Origin of the sequence: Paraburkholderia sp. ZP32-5 (assembly GCF_021390495.1) — a bacterium.
In the GTDB taxonomy this organism is placed as follows: Bacteria; Pseudomonadota; Gammaproteobacteria; order Burkholderiales; family Burkholderiaceae; genus Paraburkholderia.
Window position 1 is genome coordinate 1,903,111 of record NZ_JAJEJP010000001.1, and the last position, 20,131, is coordinate 1,923,241.

The window sequence follows — 20,131 nt, forward strand, 5'->3', positions numbered from 1 at the left end:
CACCACCCACTTCGACGCCGATCCGCATGAAACAACCTTCCGCCCTGTCGGCGCTCGTCGAAGCGCTGCGCGTGCTGCCCGGTGTCGGGCCGAAGTCAGCGCAACGCATGGCGTATCACCTGATGCAGCACGATCGCGAGGGTGCCGAAAAGCTCGGCCGCTCGCTGATGTTCGCGACCGAGCACCTGCGCCACTGCGAAAAATGCAACACGTTTACCGAAGCGCAGATCTGCGAAGTCTGCCTCGATGAAGAGCGCGATCCGTCGCTGCTGTGCGTTGTCGAAACGCCGGCCGACCAGATCATGCTCGAACAGACGATGACCTATCGCGGTCTCTATTTCGTGCTGATGGGACGGCTCAGTCCGCTCGACGGCATCGGCCCGAAGGAGATCCATTTCGACCGGCTCGTGAAGCGCGCGTCGGATGGCGTCGTCAAGGAAGTCGTGCTCGCGACCAATTTCACCAACGAAGGCGAGGCCACCGCGCATTACCTCGGGCAGACGCTGAAGGCGCGCGGGTTGTCGGTCACGCGTCTCGCGCGTGGCGTGCCGGTCGGCGGCGAGCTCGAATATGTCGACGCGGGCACGATCGCGCGCGCGATGCTCGATCGCCGTACGATGTAGCGCGCTTGCAAATGCCGCACCGTGCGGCGATGGGGCACAGCTGCGCTGTGCGGCGGCACATGGCTTACCGTGCGCTACTGCATCGCGCGGGCTGCAAACAAACTCCGCCGCATGCACGAGAATGCACGGAGCGCCGCAAGGCGAGACCGTCGTCAGTAGCACAATAAAGGAGACACATGAGCGCCACCCCCGAATCAGGCGCGGGCGCCGCGCCGCAATCCGCACATGGCCCGCTCTCCGGCGTCAAGGTGCTGGAACTCGGCACGCTGATCGCCGGACCGTTCGCCGCGCGCTTTCTCGGCGAATTCGGTGCCGACGTGATCAAGATCGAAGACCCGAAAGGCGGCGACCCGCTGCGTAAATGGCGCAAGCTCTATCCGGAAGCCGGCGGCACGTCGCTGTGGTGGGCCGTGCAGGCGCGCAATAAGAAATCCGTGACGATCAATCTGAAAGCCGACGAGGGCAAGGAGATCGTGCGACGCCTTGCGAAAGAGGCCGATATCGTCGTCGAGAATTTCCGTCCGGGTCTGCTCGAGAAACTGGGCCTTGGCTACGACGTGTTGTCCGCGGAAAACCCCGGCCTCGTGATGGTGCGTCTGTCGGGTTACGGGCAGACGGGTCCGTATCGCGATCGGCCCGGCTTTGGCGCGATCGCCGAATCGATGGGCGGCCTGCGCCATATCACCGGCTACCCGGATCTGCCGCCGCCGCGCATCGGCATTTCGATCGGCGATTCGATCGCCGCGTTGCACGGCGTGATCGGCGCGCTGATGGCGCTGCATCACAAACAGGTGAACGGCGGCAAAGGGCAGGTGGTCGACGTCGCGCTGTACGAAGCCGTGTTCAACATGATGGAAAGCGTGGTGCCCGAATACGGCGTGTACGGCATGGTGCGCGAGCGCACCGGTGCGTCGCTGCCGGGCATCGTGCCGTCCAATACCTATCCGTGCCGCGACGGCAGCATCGTGATCGGCGGCAATAGCGATCCGATTTTCCGGCGCCTGATGATCGCGATCGAACGCGACGATCTCGCCAATGACCCGGCGCTCGCGCATAACGACGGCCGCGTGCCGCGCACCGAGGAAATCGACGCCGCGATCGCCGCGTGGCTGTCCACGCGCACGATCGACGAGGCGCTTGCAGTGCTCAATGCCGCCGACGTACCGGTGGGCCGCATCTACAGCGTCGCGGATATGTTCACCGATCCGCAGTACCTCGCGCGGCAGATGATCCAGCGTTTCAAGTGGCAGGACGGCAAGGAAATCACGCTGCCGGCCATCACGCCGAAGCTCTCGGCGACGCCCGGCGAGACTCGCTGGCTGGGTCCGGAACTGGGTGAACATACCGATGAAGTCCTTCAATCACTAGGTTATGATTCTGACGGCATCGCAAGGCTGCGCGCGCAACAGATAGTCTGACGGGCGCGCGGCGCGCCGTCGGCAGTCGCGACGGCGCGAACAGAAGGGCCATACAAAAAAGCGGGAAAAGGCGCGGCGACGAGGCGCGAGCCGCGCCGCGCGATCGACGCAAAAGCGCCATACACGAGCGCTGCGCGACAGCACGTAATAGCGCCGCAAAAAAAGCCGGACCACAAAATCTGGAGACGACAGACCATGCAACGCAGAACCTTCCTCGCCGGCGGCGCCGCGCTCGCAGGCGCCACGCTGACCGCCACCCCGTTCGCTTTCGCGCAAGGCAAACCCGAGACCACCAAGGTCGCGATCGCGGTCGGCGGCAAGAACCTGTTCTACTACCTGCCGCTGACGATCGCGGAGCGTCGCAACTACTTCAAGGACGAAGGGCTCGACATCGAGATTTCCGATTTCGCCGGCGGCTCGCAGGCTTTGAAAGCCGCGGTCGGCGGTAGCGCGGATGTCGTCTCCGGCGCGTTCGAACACACGCTACTGTTGCAGGCGCAAAAGCAGTATTTCCGCGAATTCGTGTTGCAGGGGCGCGCGCCGCAGATCGTGCTCGCCGTGTCGAAGAAGACCATGCCGAATTACAAGTCGATTGCCGATCTGAAAGGCAAGAAGATCGGCGTGACCGCGCCGGGTTCGTCGACGTCGATCATGGCGAGCTTCGTGCTCGCGAAAGCCGGCCTGAGTCCGAAGGATGTCGCGTTCATTGGCGTGGGTGCGGGCGCCGGCGCGATTGCCGCGCTGCAGTCCGGGCAGATCGACGCGATTGCCAATCTCGATCCGGTGATCACGCGTCTCGAACGTTCGGGCGAAGTGCGCGTCGTATCGGATACGCGCACGCTCACCGATACGCACAGTGTGTTCGGCGGCGATATGCCGGCCGGCTGCCTGTATGCGTCGCAGACGTTCATCACGAAGAATCCGAACACCACGCAGGCCCTGACCAATGCGATGGTGCGCGCGCTCAAGTGGCTGCAGAACGCAAGCGGCAGCGAACTGATCAACACGGTGCCGGAAAGCTATCTGCTCGGCGATCGCGCGCTCTATCTGGACGCATGGCAGCACGTGCGCGAGGCGATGTCGCCGGACGGCATGATGCCGGCGGATGGTCCCGCGACGTCGCTGAAGACGCTGAAGGCATTCGATCCGATCATCCAGAACGCGCAGATCGATCTGTCGAAAACATGGACCAACGATTTCGTGAAGAAGGCGCTGGCGACCGTCAAGGCATAGGCGCGTACGCGTAGCGGGCGGCAAGCGAGCAGGAAGCGGGAAGGAAGCGGGCAGCGCAATGCGTCGCGCCCGCGCCAATTCCCGCCGCGGCCGTCACCTTTTCCCCCAACCCGATTCCAGAAGCGAGCCGAACGATGACCGTTGCTGCCCTGGCGCTCGAAAACATCACCTGCACGTTTGCTGCCCGCGATAATCGCTCGCAGCGCTACACGGCGGTCAAGGACACGACGCTGCGCATCGAGCCGGGCGAGTTCGTGTCGGTGGTCGGTCCGACCGGCTGCGGCAAGTCCACGCTGCTGAACGTCGGCGCGGGTCTGCTGCAACCGTCGTCGGGAAGCGTCAGCGTGTTCGGCGAGCGGCTCGAAGGGTTGAATCGCCGCGCGGGCTACATGTTCCAGGCCGATGCGCTGATGCCGTGGCGCTCGGCGCTCGACAACGTGATGGCCGGCCTGTCGTTTCATGGCACGCCGGCCGACGAAGCACGCGCGAAAGCGGACGAATGGTTAAAGCGCGTCGGCTTGGGCGGCTTTGGCGATCGTTATCCGCATCAGCTTTCGGGCGGCATGCGCAAGCGCGTCGCGATGGCCCAGACGCTGATTCTCGATCCCGACATCATCCTGATGGACGAGCCGTTCTCCGCGCTCGATATTCAGACGCGTCAGCTGATGGAAAACGAACTGCTCGATCTATGGGCCGCGAAGCGCAAGGCGGTGCTGTTCATTACGCACGATCTCGATGAGGCGATCGCGATGTCGGATCGCGTCGTGGTGCTGTCGGCGGGGCCAGGCACGCATCCGATCGGCGAATTCAGGATCGATCTGCCGCGTCCGCGCGATGTCGCCGAAATCCGCTCGCATGCGCGTTTCGTCGAGTTGCATGCACAGATCTGGAGCGTGCTGCGCGATGAAGTGCTGAAGGGCTATCAGCAGCAACTGACCGCTGTTTAAGCGTGCCGCGCTGCGGCGCCAGGCGCGGAAGAAAAGAAAACGCAGGAAAACGCGTTCAACCATCGTCGAAGGCAAACCAAGTCATGTGGAAGAAGTTGCGCCCGAACCGGGCGAATCTGGTGATCTGGCAATGGCTGCTGCTCGTGCTGTGCTTCGTGCTCTGGTACGTGCTGACCAGCCCGACGCTGCTGCCGCCGTTCTATTTCGACGATCCGAACAAGGCCGCGTTCTTCTTCGGCGAACCGCAGAAGGTATTGCAGCGGATCTGGGAATGGTTCACGAGCGGCGAAATCTATCTGCATCTATGGATCACGCTGGTCGAGACCGTGCTCGCGTTCGCGCTGGGCACCGCGATCGGACTCGGCTTCGGCCTGTGGCTCGCGCTTGCGCCGCTCGCAAGCGCGCTGTTCGACCCGTACGTGAAGGCCGCGAATTCGATGCCGCGCGTGATTCTCGCGCCGATCTTCGGCGTGTGGTTCGGCCTTGGCATCTGGTCGAAGGTTGCGCTCGGCGTCACGCTGGTGTTCTTTATCGTGTTCTTCAACGTCTATCAGGGCGTGAAGGAAGTCAGCCCGGTCGTGCTCGCGAACGCGCGGATGCTCGGTGCGAATCGCAAGCAACTGCTGCGCTTCGTCTATCTGCCGAGCGCGATGAGCTGGGTGTTTTCGAGCCTGCATACGTCGGTGGGTCTCGCGTTCGTCGGCTCGGTGGTGGGCGAGTATCTGGGCTCGGCGCGCGGCGTCGGTTATCTGATCCTGCAGGCCGAAGGCACGTTCGATATCGATACCGTGTTCGCGGGGATTCTGGTGCTGACCGCATTCGCGCTGGTTCTCGACGGGATCGTCGGGATGGCGGAGCGGCGCCTGATGAAGTGGCAACCGCGTAGTGGAGACACCGAGAAGCTGTGAGTTTTTCGCGGCTTGAATCGGCTTCGGCTGCGAGTGGTAGCTGTTCGTGACGGCGCGCGACGAAGCCGTGCCTGAATAAATACAACTTCAATTGCAAACGGCGTGGAGTCTGAAAGCTGCTTTCAGGCTCCACGCCGTTTTTGCCATCAAGGCGTAATCACGACCTTGCCGATCACGCGACGCTCGGCCATGTCGCGCAACGCACGAGCAGTGTCGTCGAGCGAATAGCGCGCCGATACGTAGGGCTTCAGTTTGCCTTCGCGAATCCATCCGACCATCTGCTCGAACGCCGCGTGATTACGCTGGGATTCGCGCTTCGCAAAGTCACCCCAGAACACGCCCACCACGCTTGCACCTTTGAGCAGCATCAGATTGAGCGGCAGTTTCGGAATCTCGCCGTTCGCGAAGCCGACGACCAGATAGCGTCCGCGCCAGCCGATGCTGCGAAACGCAGGCTCCGAATAGATGCCGCCGACCGGATCGTAGATCACGTCGGGGCCTTTGCCGTCGGTGAGCGCCTTGATGCGTTCGCGCAGATCCTCGGTGCTGTAGTTGATCGTCGCGTCGGCGCCGTGCTTGACGCAGGTCGCGAGTTTTTCATCGCTCGATGCCGCCGCGATCACGCGCGCGCCGAGTGCCTTGCCGATTTCGACGGCCGCGAGCCCGACGCCGCCGGCCGCGCCGAGCACGAGCATCGTTTCGCCGGCCTGCAATGCACCGCGATCGATCACCGCGTGATGCGATGTGCCATACGCGAGCGTGAACGCGGCCGCGAGTTCGAATGGCACGTCGTCGTCGAGCGGCACGCAGGCCGATTCAGGCGCGAGTGCCTGTTCGGCGAAGCCGCCCGAACCGGTGAACGCGGCCACGCGCGAGCCCGGTCTGAAGCGCGTGACCCCCGCGCCGACCGCGCGCACGATACCTGCCGCTTCCGAGCCCGGCGTGAACGGCAACGGCGGCTTGAACTGGTATTTGTTCTCGATGATCAGCACGTCCGGAAAATTCACCGCCGCGGCTTTCACGTCGATCACGACATGGCCGGGCCGCGCTTCGAGATCCGGCAGGTTATCGACGACCAGGCTCTCGGGCGGGCCGTATTGCTTGCAGCGAATCGCGCGCATCGTGTCTCCGTTTGTTCAGGGTTCGCAATGTTTTCGAGTGTAAATTAATTCGCACGACCGTGCGATTTGTTGCGGTGCAGTTGCAATGTAATTGCGAGAGGCCGTTGCAGTTCAGGTTGCGCTTCGCGTATTGCAGCGCATGGCGTGCTGCTTCGATTGACGCTGCCTGACCGACAGCTCGCACCGCATTCGCGTGCCGAATGTTCGTAACTTCGCACACAGGTTTGCTCGCATCTTCGCACGCAAAAACGCCAGCCCGCACGAGCGTCGCGCCTGTCGCGGGCGCGCGCCGGTGGTGTCGTTCGCGTGCCATCTTTCCTCGGTTACAATCGCCGCATGCGAATCCTACTCAGCAATGACGACGGTTATCTGGCGCCGGGCCTGGCCGCGCTTTACGAAGCGCTCAAGCCGATCGCGGACGTCACCGTGATGGCTCCCGAACAGAACTGCAGCGCCGCGTCGAATTCCCTGACGCTGTCGCGGCCGCTATCGGTTCTGCGTTCTGCCAACGGTTTCTATTATGTGAACGGCACGCCGACCGACTCGGTGCATATCGCGCTGACCGGCATGCTCGATCACACGCCGGATCTCGTCGTGTCAGGCATCAACAATGGCCAGAACATGGGCGACGATACGCTGTACTCCGGCACCGTCGCGGCCGCCACCGAGGGCATCATGTTCGGCGTGCCGGCCATCGCGTTTTCACTCGTCGATAAAGACTGGGTGCATCTCGAAGACGCGGCGCGTGTTGCCGCCGATATCGTCGCGCATTATCTCGAACGGCCGTTGCCCGGGCATCCGCTGCTCAACGTCAATATTCCCAATCTGCCATATGAACAGCTGCGCGATTGGCGGATTACGCGCCTCGGCAAACGGCATCCGTCGCAGCCGGTGATCCGCCAAACCAACCCGCGTGGCGAGCCGATCTACTGGATCGGCGCATCGGGCAGCGCGCGTGACGCGAGCGAAGGCACCGATTTCCACGCGGTCGCCAACGGCGCCGTGTCGATCACGCCGCTGCAGCTCGATCTGACTTACACGCAAATGCTGCCCGCGGCGCGCGACTGGTTGCGTGCCGGCAGCAGCGATTCATGACCGGCGAGCGCGCGAAGCGCTTTCCGCTCGGTCTCGAGGACCTGGTGCGCGAGCCGCGCCGGCCCGAGGGACGTCCGGGTGAAATGCGCGCGGCGGCGATCGCGGCGAGCGCGGCGCTCAATACCCGACAGTCGTCGACTAAGCAAACACAGGGCGGCGCGGGTCGAACGCAGGCGAGGGCGTCCACCGGCGCGCAGAACTCGCAGGCGGCGCGATCCCAGGTGATTCCCCAGGCGAAGGCTCAGAGCGGCGCCGCGGCATCGGCGGCGATTCCGCCGAAGCCGCAGGCCGCGCCGGTCGCAAGACCCTCGGCGACATCGGGCAACGGGCCGGCTGGTACGTCGGCGCGGCAAGCAGTCAAGCAGACACCCAAGTCGTCAGTCAAGCCGCCGGTCAAATCGGGCAAGCCTGCGACGCATGCGCGAGGTCCGGGTGCGCGTGCCTCGTCATCGCCACTGCAGCCGCAAGCGCAACCGGCCGTCAAGTCCGCGCCTCGCGTGAGCGATCGCGGCGCCACGCCGAACACCGCGTTGGGCGGATTGATGAGCACCACCATGAACAGCGCGGCCAACAACGCTTTGGCGCTGACTTCGGAACGGGTTCGTGAACGGATGGTCGAACGCCTGCGTGCGAATGGCGTGACCGATCAGCGCGTGCTGAATGCGATGGCCGCCGTGCCGCGCCACCTGTTCGTCGACCCGGGCCTCGCGGCTCAGGCTTACGAAGACGCGGCGTTGCCGATCGGTCATCACCAGACGATCTCGAAGCCATCGGTGGTCGCGCGGATGATCGAGCTTGCGGCGGCCGGCCGCGAACTGAACAACGTGCTCGAAATCGGCACGGGCTGCGGCTATCAGGCGGCGGTGCTGAGCCGGGTCGCGCGCGAGGTTTATTCGATCGAACGTATCAAGCCGCTGTCCGAGCGCGCGAAGACGAATCTGCGCCCGCTGCGCATTCCGAATATCCGCTTGCACTACGGCGACGGGCGGCTCGGTTTGCCGTCGGCGGCGCCGTTCGATGCGATCGTGATCGCGGCCGCCGGCCTCGACGTGCCGCAGGCGCTGCTGGAACAGCTCGCGATCGGCGGACGTCTGGTTGCGCCGGTCGGTTCGCAGGAAGGACAAAGCCAGGTGCTGACGCTGGTCGAGCGCGTCGGGCCCGCGCAGTGGCGTGAGTCGCGGCTTGATCGCGTTTTCTTTGTACCCTTAAAATCCGGAGTGATTTGACACCGATGAGTATGTTGCGCGCGATGCAGAGAACCACCCCGAATTCCACAATGACCGTAACCCAGCGCAGCGTGTGCGTGCTCGCCTTGTCCCTGTTGATGACGGCCTGTGCCTCCCGGCTCGACCAGGCGCCCGTCGTCGACCGTTCCAGCGGCGGTGTGCTCGCCACCGCGCCCGGCGCCGCGTCGCAACCGGCCGTGCCGCTCGGCCCGCCGCCTCCCGGCTACTATCGCGTGAAGCCGGGCGACACGCTGTACCGCATTGCACTCGAGAACGGACAGAATTACCGCGACATTTCGGCGTGGAACAATCTGACCAACCCTAACCAGATCGAAGTCGACCAGTTATTGCGCGTCGTTCCGCCGGGCGCGAATCCCTCGGCGCTGACGCCAGGCGTGGCGACCGCGCCGATCGGGCCGAACGGCACCGTGCAAAGCGCGCCGCTCGCCAATAACGCGCCGGCCGCCGTGGGCGCCGCGATGCCGCCGCTGTATGGCGCAAGCCCGAACGGCACGACCGGCCCCGCGACAAACGGCGCGACGGCGAACGGCGCGGTTCCGGCTACGCCGGGCGCGGCGAGCGACACGGGCAGCGCCGCCGCGGGCAACGTCGCATTTGCGTGGCCGGTGCGCGGCCCGCTGCTCAATACGTTCAACGACACGACCAACAAGGGCGTCAATATCGGCGGTTCCGCGGGCGAGCCGGTCAAGGCTTCCGCGGACGGCCGGGTCGTATATGCCGGAAATGGGCTGCGTGGTTACGGCAATCTCATTATCATCAAGCATGATGCAACTTATCTCACCGCGTATGCACACAACCGCGCTTTGATGGTAAAAGAGGGGGACGCGGTGACGAAAGGTCAGAAAATCGCTGAGATGGGCAATAGTGATTCCGACCGCGTGATGTTGCATTTCGAAGTTCGCCGGCAGGGTAAACCTGTCGACCCACTGAAGTACTTGCCGCCGCAATAAGCGATACGACCATGCCGAAATCGAAGCGCCGCCCGCCGCAAGCCGAGTCTGAGAAGATCAGCGAAGCCTCGTCCGCCGCAGTGGACGAAAGCGGCGCTTCGGAAGTGGAAGAAGAGATCGCGGAAGAGCGTGATCTCGACGAGCGCCAGGGCGGCCTCGAAGACGGCGAAGCATCTGACGCCCGCGAGGGTAGCAGCGACGCAGCCCCGGACGCCGACGATTTCCGCGCGTTACTGCAGGCCGAACTCACGGCCGACACCATTCAGCACTATCTGAACCGCATCAGCGTGAAGCCGCTGCTCACCGTCGAGGAAGAGCAGAAATATTCGCGCCTTGCCAAGGCCGGCGAGTTCGAAGCGCGCCAGGTAATGATCGAGCGCAATCTGCGGCTCGTCGTCAGTATCGCGAAGGGTTACCTGAATCGCGGCGTGCCGCTGCTCGATCTGATCGAGGAGGGCAACCTCGGCCTGATGCACGCGATCGAGAAATTCGATCCGACGCGCGGCTTCCGTTTTTCGACTTACGCGACGTGGTGGATTCGCCAGAGCATCGAGCGCGCGATCATGAATCAGGCGCGCACCGTGCGCCTGCCCGTGCACGTGATCCGCGAACTCAATCAGGTGCTGCGCGCAAAGCGGCATCTCGAAAAGAACTCGATGAATTCGGGCGAGGCGGCGGAGCGGCGCGATGCGAGCATCGACGACATCGCTTATCTGACCGGCAAGACCACCGACGAAGTCACCGACATCCTCGCGCTGAACGAGCACACCGCGTCGCTCGACGCGCCGCTCGATCTCGATCCGGCGAGCAGTCTGCTCGACCTGCTGTCAGACGACCAAAGCCAGTCTCCAGACGCCGAAGTACAGCATCGTGAGCTCGAAACGCTGACGCGCGCGTGGCTCGCGCGTCTGTCGGACAAGCATCGCCACGTGATCGAACGCCGCTTCGGCCTGAACCATATCGAGCCCGCCACGCTCGAGGAACTGGCCGATGAAATGGGCCTCACGCGCGAGCGTGTGCGCCAGATCCAACAGGAAGCGCTGGTACGGCTGAAGCGCTTCTTCGCGTCAAACGGTGTTCGCAAGGACGCCGTTCTATAACCCAGATGACACCGATTCTTGTTTTCGACATCGAGACGATTCCCGATGTCGCCGGCATCCGCCGTCTTGAAGATTTGTCCGCCTCGATGAGCGACGCCGAAGTCGCCGAGCATGCGTTTGCCGCGCGCCGCGAAAAGACCGGCAGCGATTTCCTGCCGCATCATCTGCAACGGGTCGCGGCGATTTCCTGCGTGTTCCGCGACAGCAACGGCTTTCGCGTGCGCTCGCTCGGCACGCCCGAAGATGGCGAGGCAGCGCTCGTGCAGTCGTTCTATCGCGTGATCGAGAAGTACACGCCGCAACTCGTGTCATGGAACGGCGGCGGCTTCGATCTGCCGGTGCTGAACTACCGCGCGCTGGTCAACGGCATTCCCGCATACCGGTTCTGGGATCTCGGCGAGGACGACCGCGACTTCAAGTGGAACAACTACATCAGCCGCTACCATGCGCGCCACACCGATCTGATGGACGTGCTCGCGATGTATCAGGCGCGCGCGAACGCGCCGCTCGATGCGCTCGCGAAGATGTGCGGCTTTCCAGGCAAGATGGGCATGGACGGCAGCCAGGTGTGGCAGGCGTTCCAGCAAGGGCGCATCGACGAAATCCGCAATTACTGCGAGACCGACGTCGTCAACACGTACCTGCTGTATTGCCGCTTCCAGTTGATGCGCGGCGGCCTTAAGCCGGCGGAGTATGCTGACGAGATCAATCTGGTGAAGAACGCGCTCGCGCTCGAAACCGCGCCGCAATGGGCCGAGTACCTGGCGGCCTTCGAGCAGTGAGTTTGCTTCTGAGTCTGGCGATTGAGTGTGCGCGGGCGTCCAACGGCTAAACCCGCCGGCTCCCGCGACCACCGCACGCTCCAGGCGCGTGGCAAGCGCGGCGCTTCGTCTACAATCTCGCCTTTCCCCTTCAGTCTGTCAGGAAGTCGCAGGTGTCCCGAACTGCCCCCCATCGTCGCTCGCCGAAGCGTCATAAACCCGCCCCGGCGCCAGCGCTCGCTATCACCGGCAAGGAGCCGGTCATCGAAATCGTCTCGCTCGATATGGAAGCGCGCGGCGTGGGCCGCACCGAGAGCGAGGACGGCACGCCAGGCAAGGTGGTGTTCGTTGAAGGCGCGCTGCCGGGCGAACTCGTCAGTTATTCGACGCATCGCAGCAAGCCCAAATTCGAGCAGGCCGAAGTCGTGCAGGTGTTCCGCGAAAGCGTGATCCGCACGAAGCCGAAGTGCAGCTATTTCGACATCTGCGGCGGTTGCTCGATGCAGCATCTCGACGTGCGCGCGCAGGTCGCGGTCAAGCAGCGCGTGCTCGAAGACAACCTGCGGCATCTCGCGAAGCTGCGGCCCGAAACGGTCTTCCGGCCGATTCACGGGCCGTCGTGGGGCTATCGCTATCGTGCGCGTCTGGCGGTGCGCTACCTGCCGGAAAAAGGCGGCATGCGCATCGGCTTTCACGAGAAGAAGAGCAGTTATATCGCCGACATGAAGACGTGCGAGGTGCTGCCGCCACATGTGTCCGCGATGCTGATGCCGCTGCGCTTCATGGTCCGCAAGCTGTCGATCTACGAGCGTATGCCGCAGCTGGAGCTCGCGGTCGGCTCGTCGGTCACCGCACTCGTAGTGCGCAATCTCGAGCCGCTCACCGCCGCGGACGAACAGGTGCTGCGCGAGTTCGCCGACGAGCACCACGTGCAATTCTGGATCCAGCCGGGTGGTCCCGACACGGTCACGCCGCTTTATCCGCTCGACGTCGAACTCGATTACACGCTGCCGGAATACGGCATCCGCATGCCGTTCAAGCCGACCGATTTCACCCAGGTCAATCACGCGATCAACCGTGTGCTGGTCAGCCGCGCGTTGCGGCTGCTCGCGCCGGCGCGGACCGACCGCGTGCTCGATCTGTTCTGCGGGATCGGCAATTTCACGCTGCCGCTCGCGCGGATTTCGCGGGAAGTGGTCGGCATCGAAGGCAGCGAGGTGCTGACCCAGCGCGCGCTCGCCAACGCGGAGTTGAATGGTGTTGCCGGGCATACGTCGTTCGCGTGCCGCAACCTGTTCGAAGTCACCGCCGACGATCTGCGCGCGCTCGGCCACTTCGACAAGTTTCTGATCGATCCGCCGCGCGAAGGTGCGCTCGCGGTCGCGAAGGCACTCGCGGAGATTGCGCAGAGCGGCAACGGGCCGCTGCCGAAGCGCATCGTCTACGTGTCGTGCGCGCCGGCCACGCTCGCGCGCGACGCCGGCCTGCTCGTGCACGAGGCCGGCTACCGGCTGGTGGGCGCGGGCGTCGTCAATATGTTCCCGCATACGTCGCACGTGGAATCGATTGCGTTGTTCGAGCGGGATTGAATCCGGCGCGCGTGGGACACGCGGTGCACAAATAAAAACGCCACGACCGAGGTCGTGGCGTTTTTGTTTTCAGGTCGCTGTCTGTCAGTGCTCAGCCAAGGGGCTGACGATGCATCAGAACTGCCACCAGGACTTGACCGTGCCGGGCCGTGCGTGGCCGGTAATGTACGGACTGTCGGGGAAGGTACCCGCCAGGATGCGGCGCGTGTCATCCGCGAGTTGCGGATTGTTCAGCCGCTGGTACGACAGGATCATGATGTGCAGCGCGTCTTCGATGGCCGGCGCGTTCTTGTATTCACGCAACGCCAGCTGGGCGCGGTTGATCGCTGCCACATACGCGCCGCGGCGATAGTAGTAATCCGCCGCGTGGACTTCGTGCGATGCGAGCGCATTGACGATATAGCGCATGCGTTGCGCGGCGTCCGGCGCGTACTTGCTGTTCGGGAAGCGGTCTACCACTACCTTGAACGCATCGTACGATTCGCGCAGCGACTTCGGATCGCGCTCGCTCATGTCCTGGCCGGAGAAGCGGCCGAACAGACCGAGGTCGTCGTTGAAGTGGATCATGCCCTTCAGGTAGTACGCGTAGGCGATGTCCGGGTGATCCGGGTGCAGCTGGATGAAGCGGTCGACGGCCTGGTCCGCGGCTGCATTTTCATTGTCTTTCCAGTTGCAGTAGGCGACGTTGATTTGCGCCTGCTGTGCGAAGTGGCCAAACGGGTCGCGGCCTTCGAGCTGTTCGAAATATTTCGCGCATTTGCCGAAGTCACCACCGGTCAAGGCGTCGTTCGCCTCCGTATATAATTTGTTGTTATTCCACGTAGCCGTTTCGTCGGTCTTCTCCGGCAGGCCGTGGCAAGCCGCGACAGCGACGACGGCCGCCGCGCACGCGATGTATCCGGCCACTTTCCGGGCCGCTTTCTTGATGGCCGCCAAATTGATCGCCGCTTTAGTGATGGTGTTCAAGGCTCGCATTTTCCAGTCTAGCTTTACGTCCAGGTGACTCAGACTCAATGACCCGCTCAAATACTCCAGGCACCGCAGGCGCCGGGAATAGCAACAAAGATTATAGCGTAAGCGCCGACCCCGCCGACGCGTTGGGCGTCGATTCCCTCGACGACGATTTCAGCGGCGACGCGCCTGCCGCAAGCGGCGCGCAAGGCGCCGCGGCCACCGTGCCGACGGTACCCGGCCGCGCGGCCGACGAGACGCCGCGCACGGTCGTCGTCCCCGATGAACTGGCCGGCGAGCGCCTCGATAAAGTGCTCGCCAGGGTGTTTCCCGAGTTTTCGCGCAGCCGTCTGCAAAGCTGGATCGAGGCGCAGCGGGTGCGCGTCGACGGCAAGCCTGCGAAGATCCGCCAGCCGGTGCCGCTTGGCGCAACGATCGAACTCGTGCCCGATCTGCTGCCCGAGCAGTTGGCGTTCACGCCGGAGCCGGTGCCGCTCGAGGTCGTCTATGAGGACGATACGCTCGTCGTCATCAACAAGCCGGCCGGCATGGTCGTGCATCCGGCCGCCGGCAACTGGAGCGGCACCGTGCTGAATGGTCTGCTGCACCGCTACGGCGAGGCGGCTGCCGGGCTGCCGCGCGCGGGTATCGTGCACCGGCTCGACAAGGAGACCTCCGGGCTGATGGTGGTCGCACGCACGCTCGAAGCGCAGACCGATCTCGTGCGCCAGTTGCAGGCGCGCACGGTGAAGCGGCGCTATCTCGCGCTGGTGTGGGGCAACATGCCCGACGAAGGCACGATCGACGCGCCGATCGGCCGCGATCCGCGTGAGCGCACGCGCATGGCGGTCGTGACGGGCGCGTCCGGCAAGCCGGCGCGCACGCATTTCCGGCGCGTTAGTTCGGCGATCTGGCAGCGTCAGCCGGTCACCGCGATCCATTGCGATCTGGAGACCGGGCGCACGCATCAGATCCGCGTGCATTGCGCGCACATCGGGCATCCGCTGCTTGGCGATCCGGTATATGGACGCGCGCGCGGCAAGCGCTCGGTCACACCGCTGCCTGGCGGTTTCGCGCGCCAAGCACTGCACGCGTGGCGCCTCGGGCTGATTCATCCGCAAACCGGGCGCTCGATGCAATGGCGTGCCGACGTGCCGGCCGATATCGAGGCGCTGTCGGCGGAACTTGGTCTCGGGCGTGACGACGCGGGCGAGTTCGACGACGGATACGACGAGTACGACGACGGCCACGACGCATCCGATTACGATGACGCCGACGAGGCCGCCGACGACACTCTCGCCGATCACGAAGACGACGGCCACGAAGATCACGACGACCACGAAGAGGACGACGACCACGAAGAGGACGATCGCGCATGAGCACGAATTTGCCGGAGCTGAGTTTCGTCGATGTCGTGCAACCCGCATGGAACGTGTCGCCGCGCGTGCGCGCGCTGGTGACCACACGCGACGGCGGTGTCAGCGACGCGCCGTTCGGCCGCTGGCGCGCCGGCGCGGATCAGCCCGGCGGCCTTAACCTCGGCATGAAAACCGGCGACGATCTGGCCGCCGTCGCGTGCAATCGTGCGCGGCTGCTCGAACTGGCCGGCGTTCGCGACGCCGCGTGGCTCGAACAGATACACGGCGCCGGCATCGTGCGCGCGGAAGATGCACTCGCGTACACGCACGAACATCACACGCCGATGCGCGCCGATGCGAGCGTCACCGATCGCGCGGGCCTCGCGTGCATCGTGATGGTCGCCGATTGCATGCCGGTGCTGTTGTGCGACGGGTCGGGCCGCGCGGTCGGCGCCGCGCATGCCGGCTGGCGCGGGCTGGCGGCGGGTATCGTCGAGCAGACCGCGCAGCGCGTCGCCACGCTCGCCGGCATCGAGGCGAGCGAGCTTTACGCGTATCTCGGTCCGGCGATTGGACCCACTGCGTTCGAAGTCGGCCCTGACGTGCGTGACGCGTTCATGAACGGCGTCGATGGCGCGCAACGCGACGAGACCGCGGCGGCTTTCGTCGCGCACCCGTCGAATGCCGGTAAATATCTCGCGGATCTGCCGGCACTCGCGCGCTTGCGTCTGCAACGGCTGGGCGTCATGCGCGTGAGCGGCGGCGATCTGTGCACGGTCACGCTGCGCGAGCGTTTCTACTCTTATCGCCGCGATCGCGACACCGGCCGCATGGCCGCGCTGATCTGGCTCGACGATCAGGCCCAGACGCTCGCCGATTGAGCGGTGCGGATGCGCATGGCTGCGCGCATCTTCATACGATTACGAATCGAACGGCGCGTCTTGGCCGGCAAATCGCGGTTGAAGTTTCGACACGATTTCGGACCAGCGCGCGCCGTTTGCAACCCCGTTCGCGGCACCTTCCGCGGCGTCGTTTTCAACAGCGTTTTCGCGACGCGCGAGACATCGCTGAGACCGCGCAAGCCCGCATGAATCCACGCTATCGGCGAGTTGCGCCGGTCGATTTTGCTGCGCTGCCGGAATGCTCACGGTAAGGCGAATCGAGACAGACCCGCGTGCGCGCCGGATGTATAAAAAATCCTTAAATACCATGCATCATGGGAGTTTTTTCCGCCTACCGGCGGTGCCGACGAGTTGCGCGGTTGAATCGCAATTTTACTTACAGGGAAAACGATAATTAAAAAACTGTCGCACTGCGGCAAAATCGGGAACAAGCATTGACATGCCTTGTGATGGGGAGCAAAAATGTTCCTCCCAAGCTCCTCGTTGTAACGGGACAGGGCGTGACGAAGTCGTGAGCAATCGCCACGTGCGCACGAACCTGCCTCTCAACCCGTCCGTAAGGACTTACCGGTCAAAAGCAGGTATGGCTGCATCTCATTCCTCAGCTTCCTCCAGCACGGACTCCCCGAAGGAGCAAACGCAGCAGGCCGGTACGAGCGGCGCATCGTCAGCCGCGGGCGTGCAGCAGTTTCTTGACACCTGGATGAACGCATGGCGATCGTTCGGTGTGCCGTCCGCCGGCGCGCCGTTCCAGGTTCCTCCGATGCCGCAGATGCCTGGCATGCCGCCGTTGGCGCAGATGCCGTTCACACCGCCGGCGGGATTCCCGCAAATGCCGTCGTTTCCCGGCATGCCTGATTTCAGCAAGCTGGCCACTGGCGCGATCCCGTCGCTACCGTCGTTCCCTGCCTTGAACATCCCCACCGCCGCGATTCCGCCCGAGCGTTTGCAGAAGCTGCAAACGGACTACTCGCGCGAGGCGATGGAGCTGATCCAGCAGGCCGCCACGTCGACCAGCAAGGCGCCCGAACTCAAGGACCGGCGCTTTAGCGCGGAAGCCTGGAGCGCGACGCCGGCCTATGCATTCACCGCCGCCTGGTATCTGCTGAACGCGCGCTATCTACAGGAGATGGTCGACGCACTCGACACCCAGCCGAAGGTGCGCGAGCGCATCCGTTTCGCGGTTCAGCAGTGGACCGCCGCGGCATCACCCAGCAACTTCTTCGCACTGAATCCCGAAGCGCAAAAAACGCTGCTCGACAGCAAGGGCGAGAGCCTGCGCCAGGGCGTGATGAATCTGCTCGGTGACATGCAGCGCGGCAAGATCTCGCAGACCGACGAATCGCGTTTCGCGGTCGGTGAAAATCTCGCGAATACCGAAGGCTCGGTGGTGTTCGAAAACGATCTGCTGCAGTTGATCCAGTACAAGCCGCGCACGCCGACGGTACGCGAGCGGCCGCTGCTGATCGTGCCGCCGTGTATCAACAAGTTCTACATCCTCGATCTGCAGCCCGAGAATTCGCTGGTCGCGCACGGGCTCGATTCAGGTCACCAGGTGTTCCTGATTTCGTGGCGCAACGCGGATCAATCGATCGCGCACAAGACGTGGGACGACTACATCGGCGAGGGCGTGCTCACCGCGATCGACACCGTGCGCAAAGTCAGTGGACGCGAGCAGATCAATACGCTCGGCTTCTGCGTCGGCGGCACGATGCTCGCCACCGCGCTGGCGGTGGCCGCAGCGCGCGGCGAACACCCGGCCGCGTCGATGACGCTGCTCACCGCGATGCTCGATTTCTCCGACACCGGCGTGCTCGACGTATTCGTCGACGAGGCTCACGTGCAGATGCGCGAGCAGACCATCGGCGGCAAGAGCGGCACGCCGCCTGGCCTGATGCGTGGCCTCGAGTTCGCCAACACGTTCTCGTTCCTGCGGCCGAACGATCTCGTGTGGAACTACGTCGTCGACAATTACCTGAAGGGCCGCATGCCGGTGCCGTTCGATCTGCTGTATTGGAACAGCGACTCGACCAGCCTGCCGGGCCCGATGTATTGCTGGTATCTGCGCAACACGTACCTCGAGAACAAGCTGCGAGAACCGGGTGCGCTGACCACCTGCGGCGAGCAGATCGATCTGTCGAAGATCGACGTGCCCACGTTCATCTACGGTTCGCGTGAAGACCATATCGTGCCGTGGCAAACCGCGTATGCGTCGGTGCCGCTGCTGTCCGGGCCGCTCAAGTTCGTGCTCGGCGCGTCCGGTCATATCGCGGGTGTGATCAATCCGCCGGCGAAGAAAAAGCGCAGTTTCTGGAAACTCGAAACCGATCAGAAAACGCTGCCGGAAACCGCGAACGAATGGTTCGACGCATCGACAGAAGTACCCGGCAGCTGGTGGCCCGAATGGACCGAGTGGCTCGATCAGTACGGCGGCAAGAAGGTGAAGCCGCGCGCCACGGCCGGCTCGGATGAATTCCCGGTTATCGAGCCGGCGCCGGGCCGCTACGTGCGGCAACGGGAGTGAGCGGCGGTAAGCAGCAAGCCGCGGCTCGCGATGGGTGTTTAGCAGGTTTTAGCAGGTGAATGAGCGTCTGGTTGATGAACGCGTGATGAAGGCGCAAACGAACGCGCAAGTGCAACGGAATCTTTAACGTAACGGGCTGCGGCGTGGTTGGCCGAGGTGCCCGGAGGATATTGAAATGACTGATGTTGTGATCGTATCGGCCGCTCGTACCGCAGTGGGCAAATTTGGTGGTTCGCTGGCCAAGATTGCCGCCCCTGAACTCGGCGCAATTGCAGTGCGTGCCGTCCTCGAACGCGCCGGCGTGAAGCCGGAGCAGGTGAGCGAAGTTATCCTCGGCCAGGTGCTGACGGCAGGCTCCGGCCAGAATCCCGCGCGTCAGTCGCTGATCAAGGCCGGTTTGCCGTCGGCGGTGCCGGGCATGACGATCAACAAGGTGTGCGGCTCGGGTCTGAAGGCCGTGATGCTCGCGGCCAACGCGATCATCGCGGGCGACGCGGACATCGTCGTCGCGGGCGGCCAGGAAAACATGAGCGCCGCGCCGCACGTGCTGCCGGGTTCGCGCGACGGCTTCCGCATGGGCGATGCGAAGCTGATCGACTCGATGATCGTCGATGGCCTGTGGGACGTGTACAACCAGTACCACATGGGCGTGACGGCGGAGAACGTCGCGAAGGAATACGGCATTACGCGCGAAGAGCAGGACGCGTTCGCGGCGCTGTCGCAGAACAAGGCGGAAGCCGCGCAGAAAGCTGGCCGCTTCGACGATGAAATCGTGCCGGTCGAAATTCCGCAGCGCAAGGGCGAGCCGCTGCGCTTCGCGACCGACGAATTCGTGCGCCACGGCGTGACGGCCGAAGCGCTCGCGGGCCTGAAGCCGGCGTTCTCGAAGGAAGGCACGGTGACGGCCGCGAACGCGTCGGGTATCAACGACGGCGCGGCCGCGGTGCTGGTGATGTCGCTGAAGAAGGCTGAAGCGCTGGGCCTCACGCCGCTCGCGCGCATCAAGGCGTACGCGAACGCGGGCGTCGATCCGAAGGTGATGGGCATGGGCCCGGTGCCGGCTTCGCGCCGCTGTCTCGAGCGCGCGGGCTGGAGCCCGGCCGATCTCGACCTGATGGAAATCAACGAAGCGTTCGCCGCGCAGGCGCTCGCGGTGCACAAGCAGATGGGCTGGGACACGTCGAAGATCAACGTGAACGGCGGCGCGATTGCGATCGGCCATCCGATCGGCGCGTCCGGTTGCCGGATTCTCGTTACGCTGCTGCACGAAATGCAGAAGCGCGACGCGAAGAAGGGTCTGGCTTCGCTGTGCATCGGCGGTGGCATGGGTGTCGCGCTGGCGGTCGAGCGCATGTAACGAACGCTGGGTGCGCCGCGCCGGCTGTGCGGGTTGCCGTCCGCTCG

Annotated in this window: 17 protein-coding genes; 15 read left to right on the forward strand and 2 right to left on the reverse strand. The window is 64.1% G+C overall.

Translation table 11 applies throughout. The features are described 5' to 3' along the window. Positions 1-26 precede the first annotated feature (26 nt). From recR to L0U82_RS08080, 5 genes are all read left to right on the forward strand, one after another. Positions 27-623 (forward strand): recombination mediator RecR, encoded by a 597-nt coding sequence (recR, locus tag L0U82_RS08060; protein ID WP_233829796.1) that lies wholly within the window; start codon positions 27-29, stop codon positions 621-623. 176 nt (positions 624-799) lie between these two features. Beyond that, on the forward strand, positions 800-2,041 hold the full coding sequence (locus tag L0U82_RS08065) for a CaiB/BaiF CoA transferase family protein (RefSeq protein WP_233829798.1): 1,242 nt from the start codon (positions 800-802) through the stop codon (positions 2,039-2,041). A 195-nt stretch (positions 2,042-2,236) separates the two neighbouring features. Beyond that, positions 2,237-3,274 carry an ABC transporter substrate-binding protein gene (locus L0U82_RS08070; protein ID WP_233829801.1) on the forward strand — a complete coding sequence of 346 codons (1,038 nt, stop codon included), beginning with the start codon at positions 2,237-2,239 and terminating at the stop codon, positions 3,272-3,274. Between the two features lie 134 nt (positions 3,275-3,408). Next, the gene (locus L0U82_RS08075) at positions 3,409-4,221 is read left to right on the forward strand and encodes an ABC transporter ATP-binding protein (protein ID WP_233829802.1); all 813 of its coding nucleotides are present in this window, start codon (positions 3,409-3,411) and stop codon (positions 4,219-4,221) included. 83 nt (positions 4,222-4,304) lie between these two features. Then, positions 4,305-5,129 carry an ABC transporter permease gene (locus L0U82_RS08080; RefSeq protein WP_233829803.1) on the forward strand — a complete coding sequence of 275 codons (825 nt, stop codon included), beginning with the start codon at positions 4,305-4,307 and terminating at the stop codon, positions 5,127-5,129. A gap of 146 nt (positions 5,130-5,275) precedes the next feature. Here L0U82_RS08080 and L0U82_RS08085 read toward each other — a convergent pair whose 3' ends face one another. Then, complete coding sequence (locus L0U82_RS08085; protein WP_233829804.1) at positions 5,276-6,250, reverse strand: NADPH:quinone oxidoreductase family protein; 975 nt, start codon at positions 6,248-6,250, stop codon at positions 5,276-5,278. 336 nt (positions 6,251-6,586) lie between these two features. Here L0U82_RS08085 and surE point away from each other — a divergent pair, with 336 nt between their 5' ends. The 6 genes from surE (at position 6,587) to rlmD (ending at position 12,992) form a co-directional block, all read left to right on the forward strand. Next, positions 6,587-7,345, forward strand: a complete 759-nt coding sequence (surE, locus tag L0U82_RS08090; RefSeq protein WP_233829805.1) for a 5'/3'-nucleotidase SurE — start codon at positions 6,587-6,589, stop codon at positions 7,343-7,345. Next, positions 7,342-8,571, forward strand: a complete 1,230-nt coding sequence (locus L0U82_RS08095) for a protein-L-isoaspartate(D-aspartate) O-methyltransferase (RefSeq protein ID WP_233829806.1) — start codon at positions 7,342-7,344, stop codon at positions 8,569-8,571. Before surE ends, L0U82_RS08095 begins: the two co-directional genes overlap by 4 nt. A gap of 5 nt (positions 8,572-8,576) precedes the next feature. Then, the gene (locus L0U82_RS08100; protein ID WP_233829810.1) at positions 8,577-9,542 is read left to right on the forward strand and encodes a peptidoglycan DD-metalloendopeptidase family protein; all 966 of its coding nucleotides are present in this window, start codon (positions 8,577-8,579) and stop codon (positions 9,540-9,542) included. 11 nt (positions 9,543-9,553) lie between these two features. Beyond that, positions 9,554-10,642, forward strand: a complete 1,089-nt coding sequence (gene rpoS / locus L0U82_RS08105) for an RNA polymerase sigma factor RpoS (protein ID WP_233829811.1) — start codon at positions 9,554-9,556, stop codon at positions 10,640-10,642. A gap of 5 nt (positions 10,643-10,647) precedes the next feature. Continuing rightward, positions 10,648-11,424, forward strand: a complete 777-nt coding sequence (locus L0U82_RS08110) for a 3'-5' exonuclease (protein WP_233829812.1) — start codon at positions 10,648-10,650, stop codon at positions 11,422-11,424. Positions 11,425-11,576: 152 nt separating this feature from the next. Next, on the forward strand, positions 11,577-12,992 hold the full coding sequence (gene rlmD, locus L0U82_RS08115) for a 23S rRNA (uracil(1939)-C(5))-methyltransferase RlmD (RefSeq protein WP_233829815.1): 1,416 nt from the start codon (positions 11,577-11,579) through the stop codon (positions 12,990-12,992). Between the two features lie 114 nt (positions 12,993-13,106). Here the strand turns inward: rlmD and L0U82_RS08120 are convergent, their stop codons facing one another. After that, a complete protein-coding gene (locus L0U82_RS08120; RefSeq protein ID WP_233829817.1) occupies positions 13,107-13,967 on the reverse strand; it encodes an outer membrane protein assembly factor BamD in 861 nt (286 codons plus the stop codon). 38 nt (positions 13,968-14,005) lie between these two features. Between L0U82_RS08120 and L0U82_RS08125 the strand changes: the two genes are divergently transcribed. From L0U82_RS08125 to L0U82_RS08140, 4 genes are all read left to right on the forward strand, one after another. Continuing rightward, complete coding sequence (locus L0U82_RS08125) at positions 14,006-15,322, forward strand: RluA family pseudouridine synthase (RefSeq protein ID WP_233829819.1); 1,317 nt, start codon at positions 14,006-14,008, stop codon at positions 15,320-15,322. Beyond that, positions 15,319-16,182, forward strand: coding sequence for a peptidoglycan editing factor PgeF (gene pgeF / locus L0U82_RS08130; RefSeq protein ID WP_233829821.1), 864 nt, complete (start codon positions 15,319-15,321; stop codon positions 16,180-16,182). Before L0U82_RS08125 ends, pgeF begins: the two co-directional genes overlap by 4 nt. Before the next feature lie 700 nt (positions 16,183-16,882). Beyond that, positions 16,883-18,727, forward strand: a complete 1,845-nt coding sequence (gene phaC, locus L0U82_RS08135) for a class I poly(R)-hydroxyalkanoic acid synthase (RefSeq protein WP_233829822.1) — start codon at positions 16,883-16,885, stop codon at positions 18,725-18,727. 175 nt (positions 18,728-18,902) lie between these two features. Continuing rightward, the gene (locus tag L0U82_RS08140) at positions 18,903-20,084 is read left to right on the forward strand and encodes an acetyl-CoA C-acetyltransferase (RefSeq protein ID WP_233829824.1); all 1,182 of its coding nucleotides are present in this window, start codon (positions 18,903-18,905) and stop codon (positions 20,082-20,084) included. Positions 20,085-20,131 lie beyond the last annotated feature (47 nt).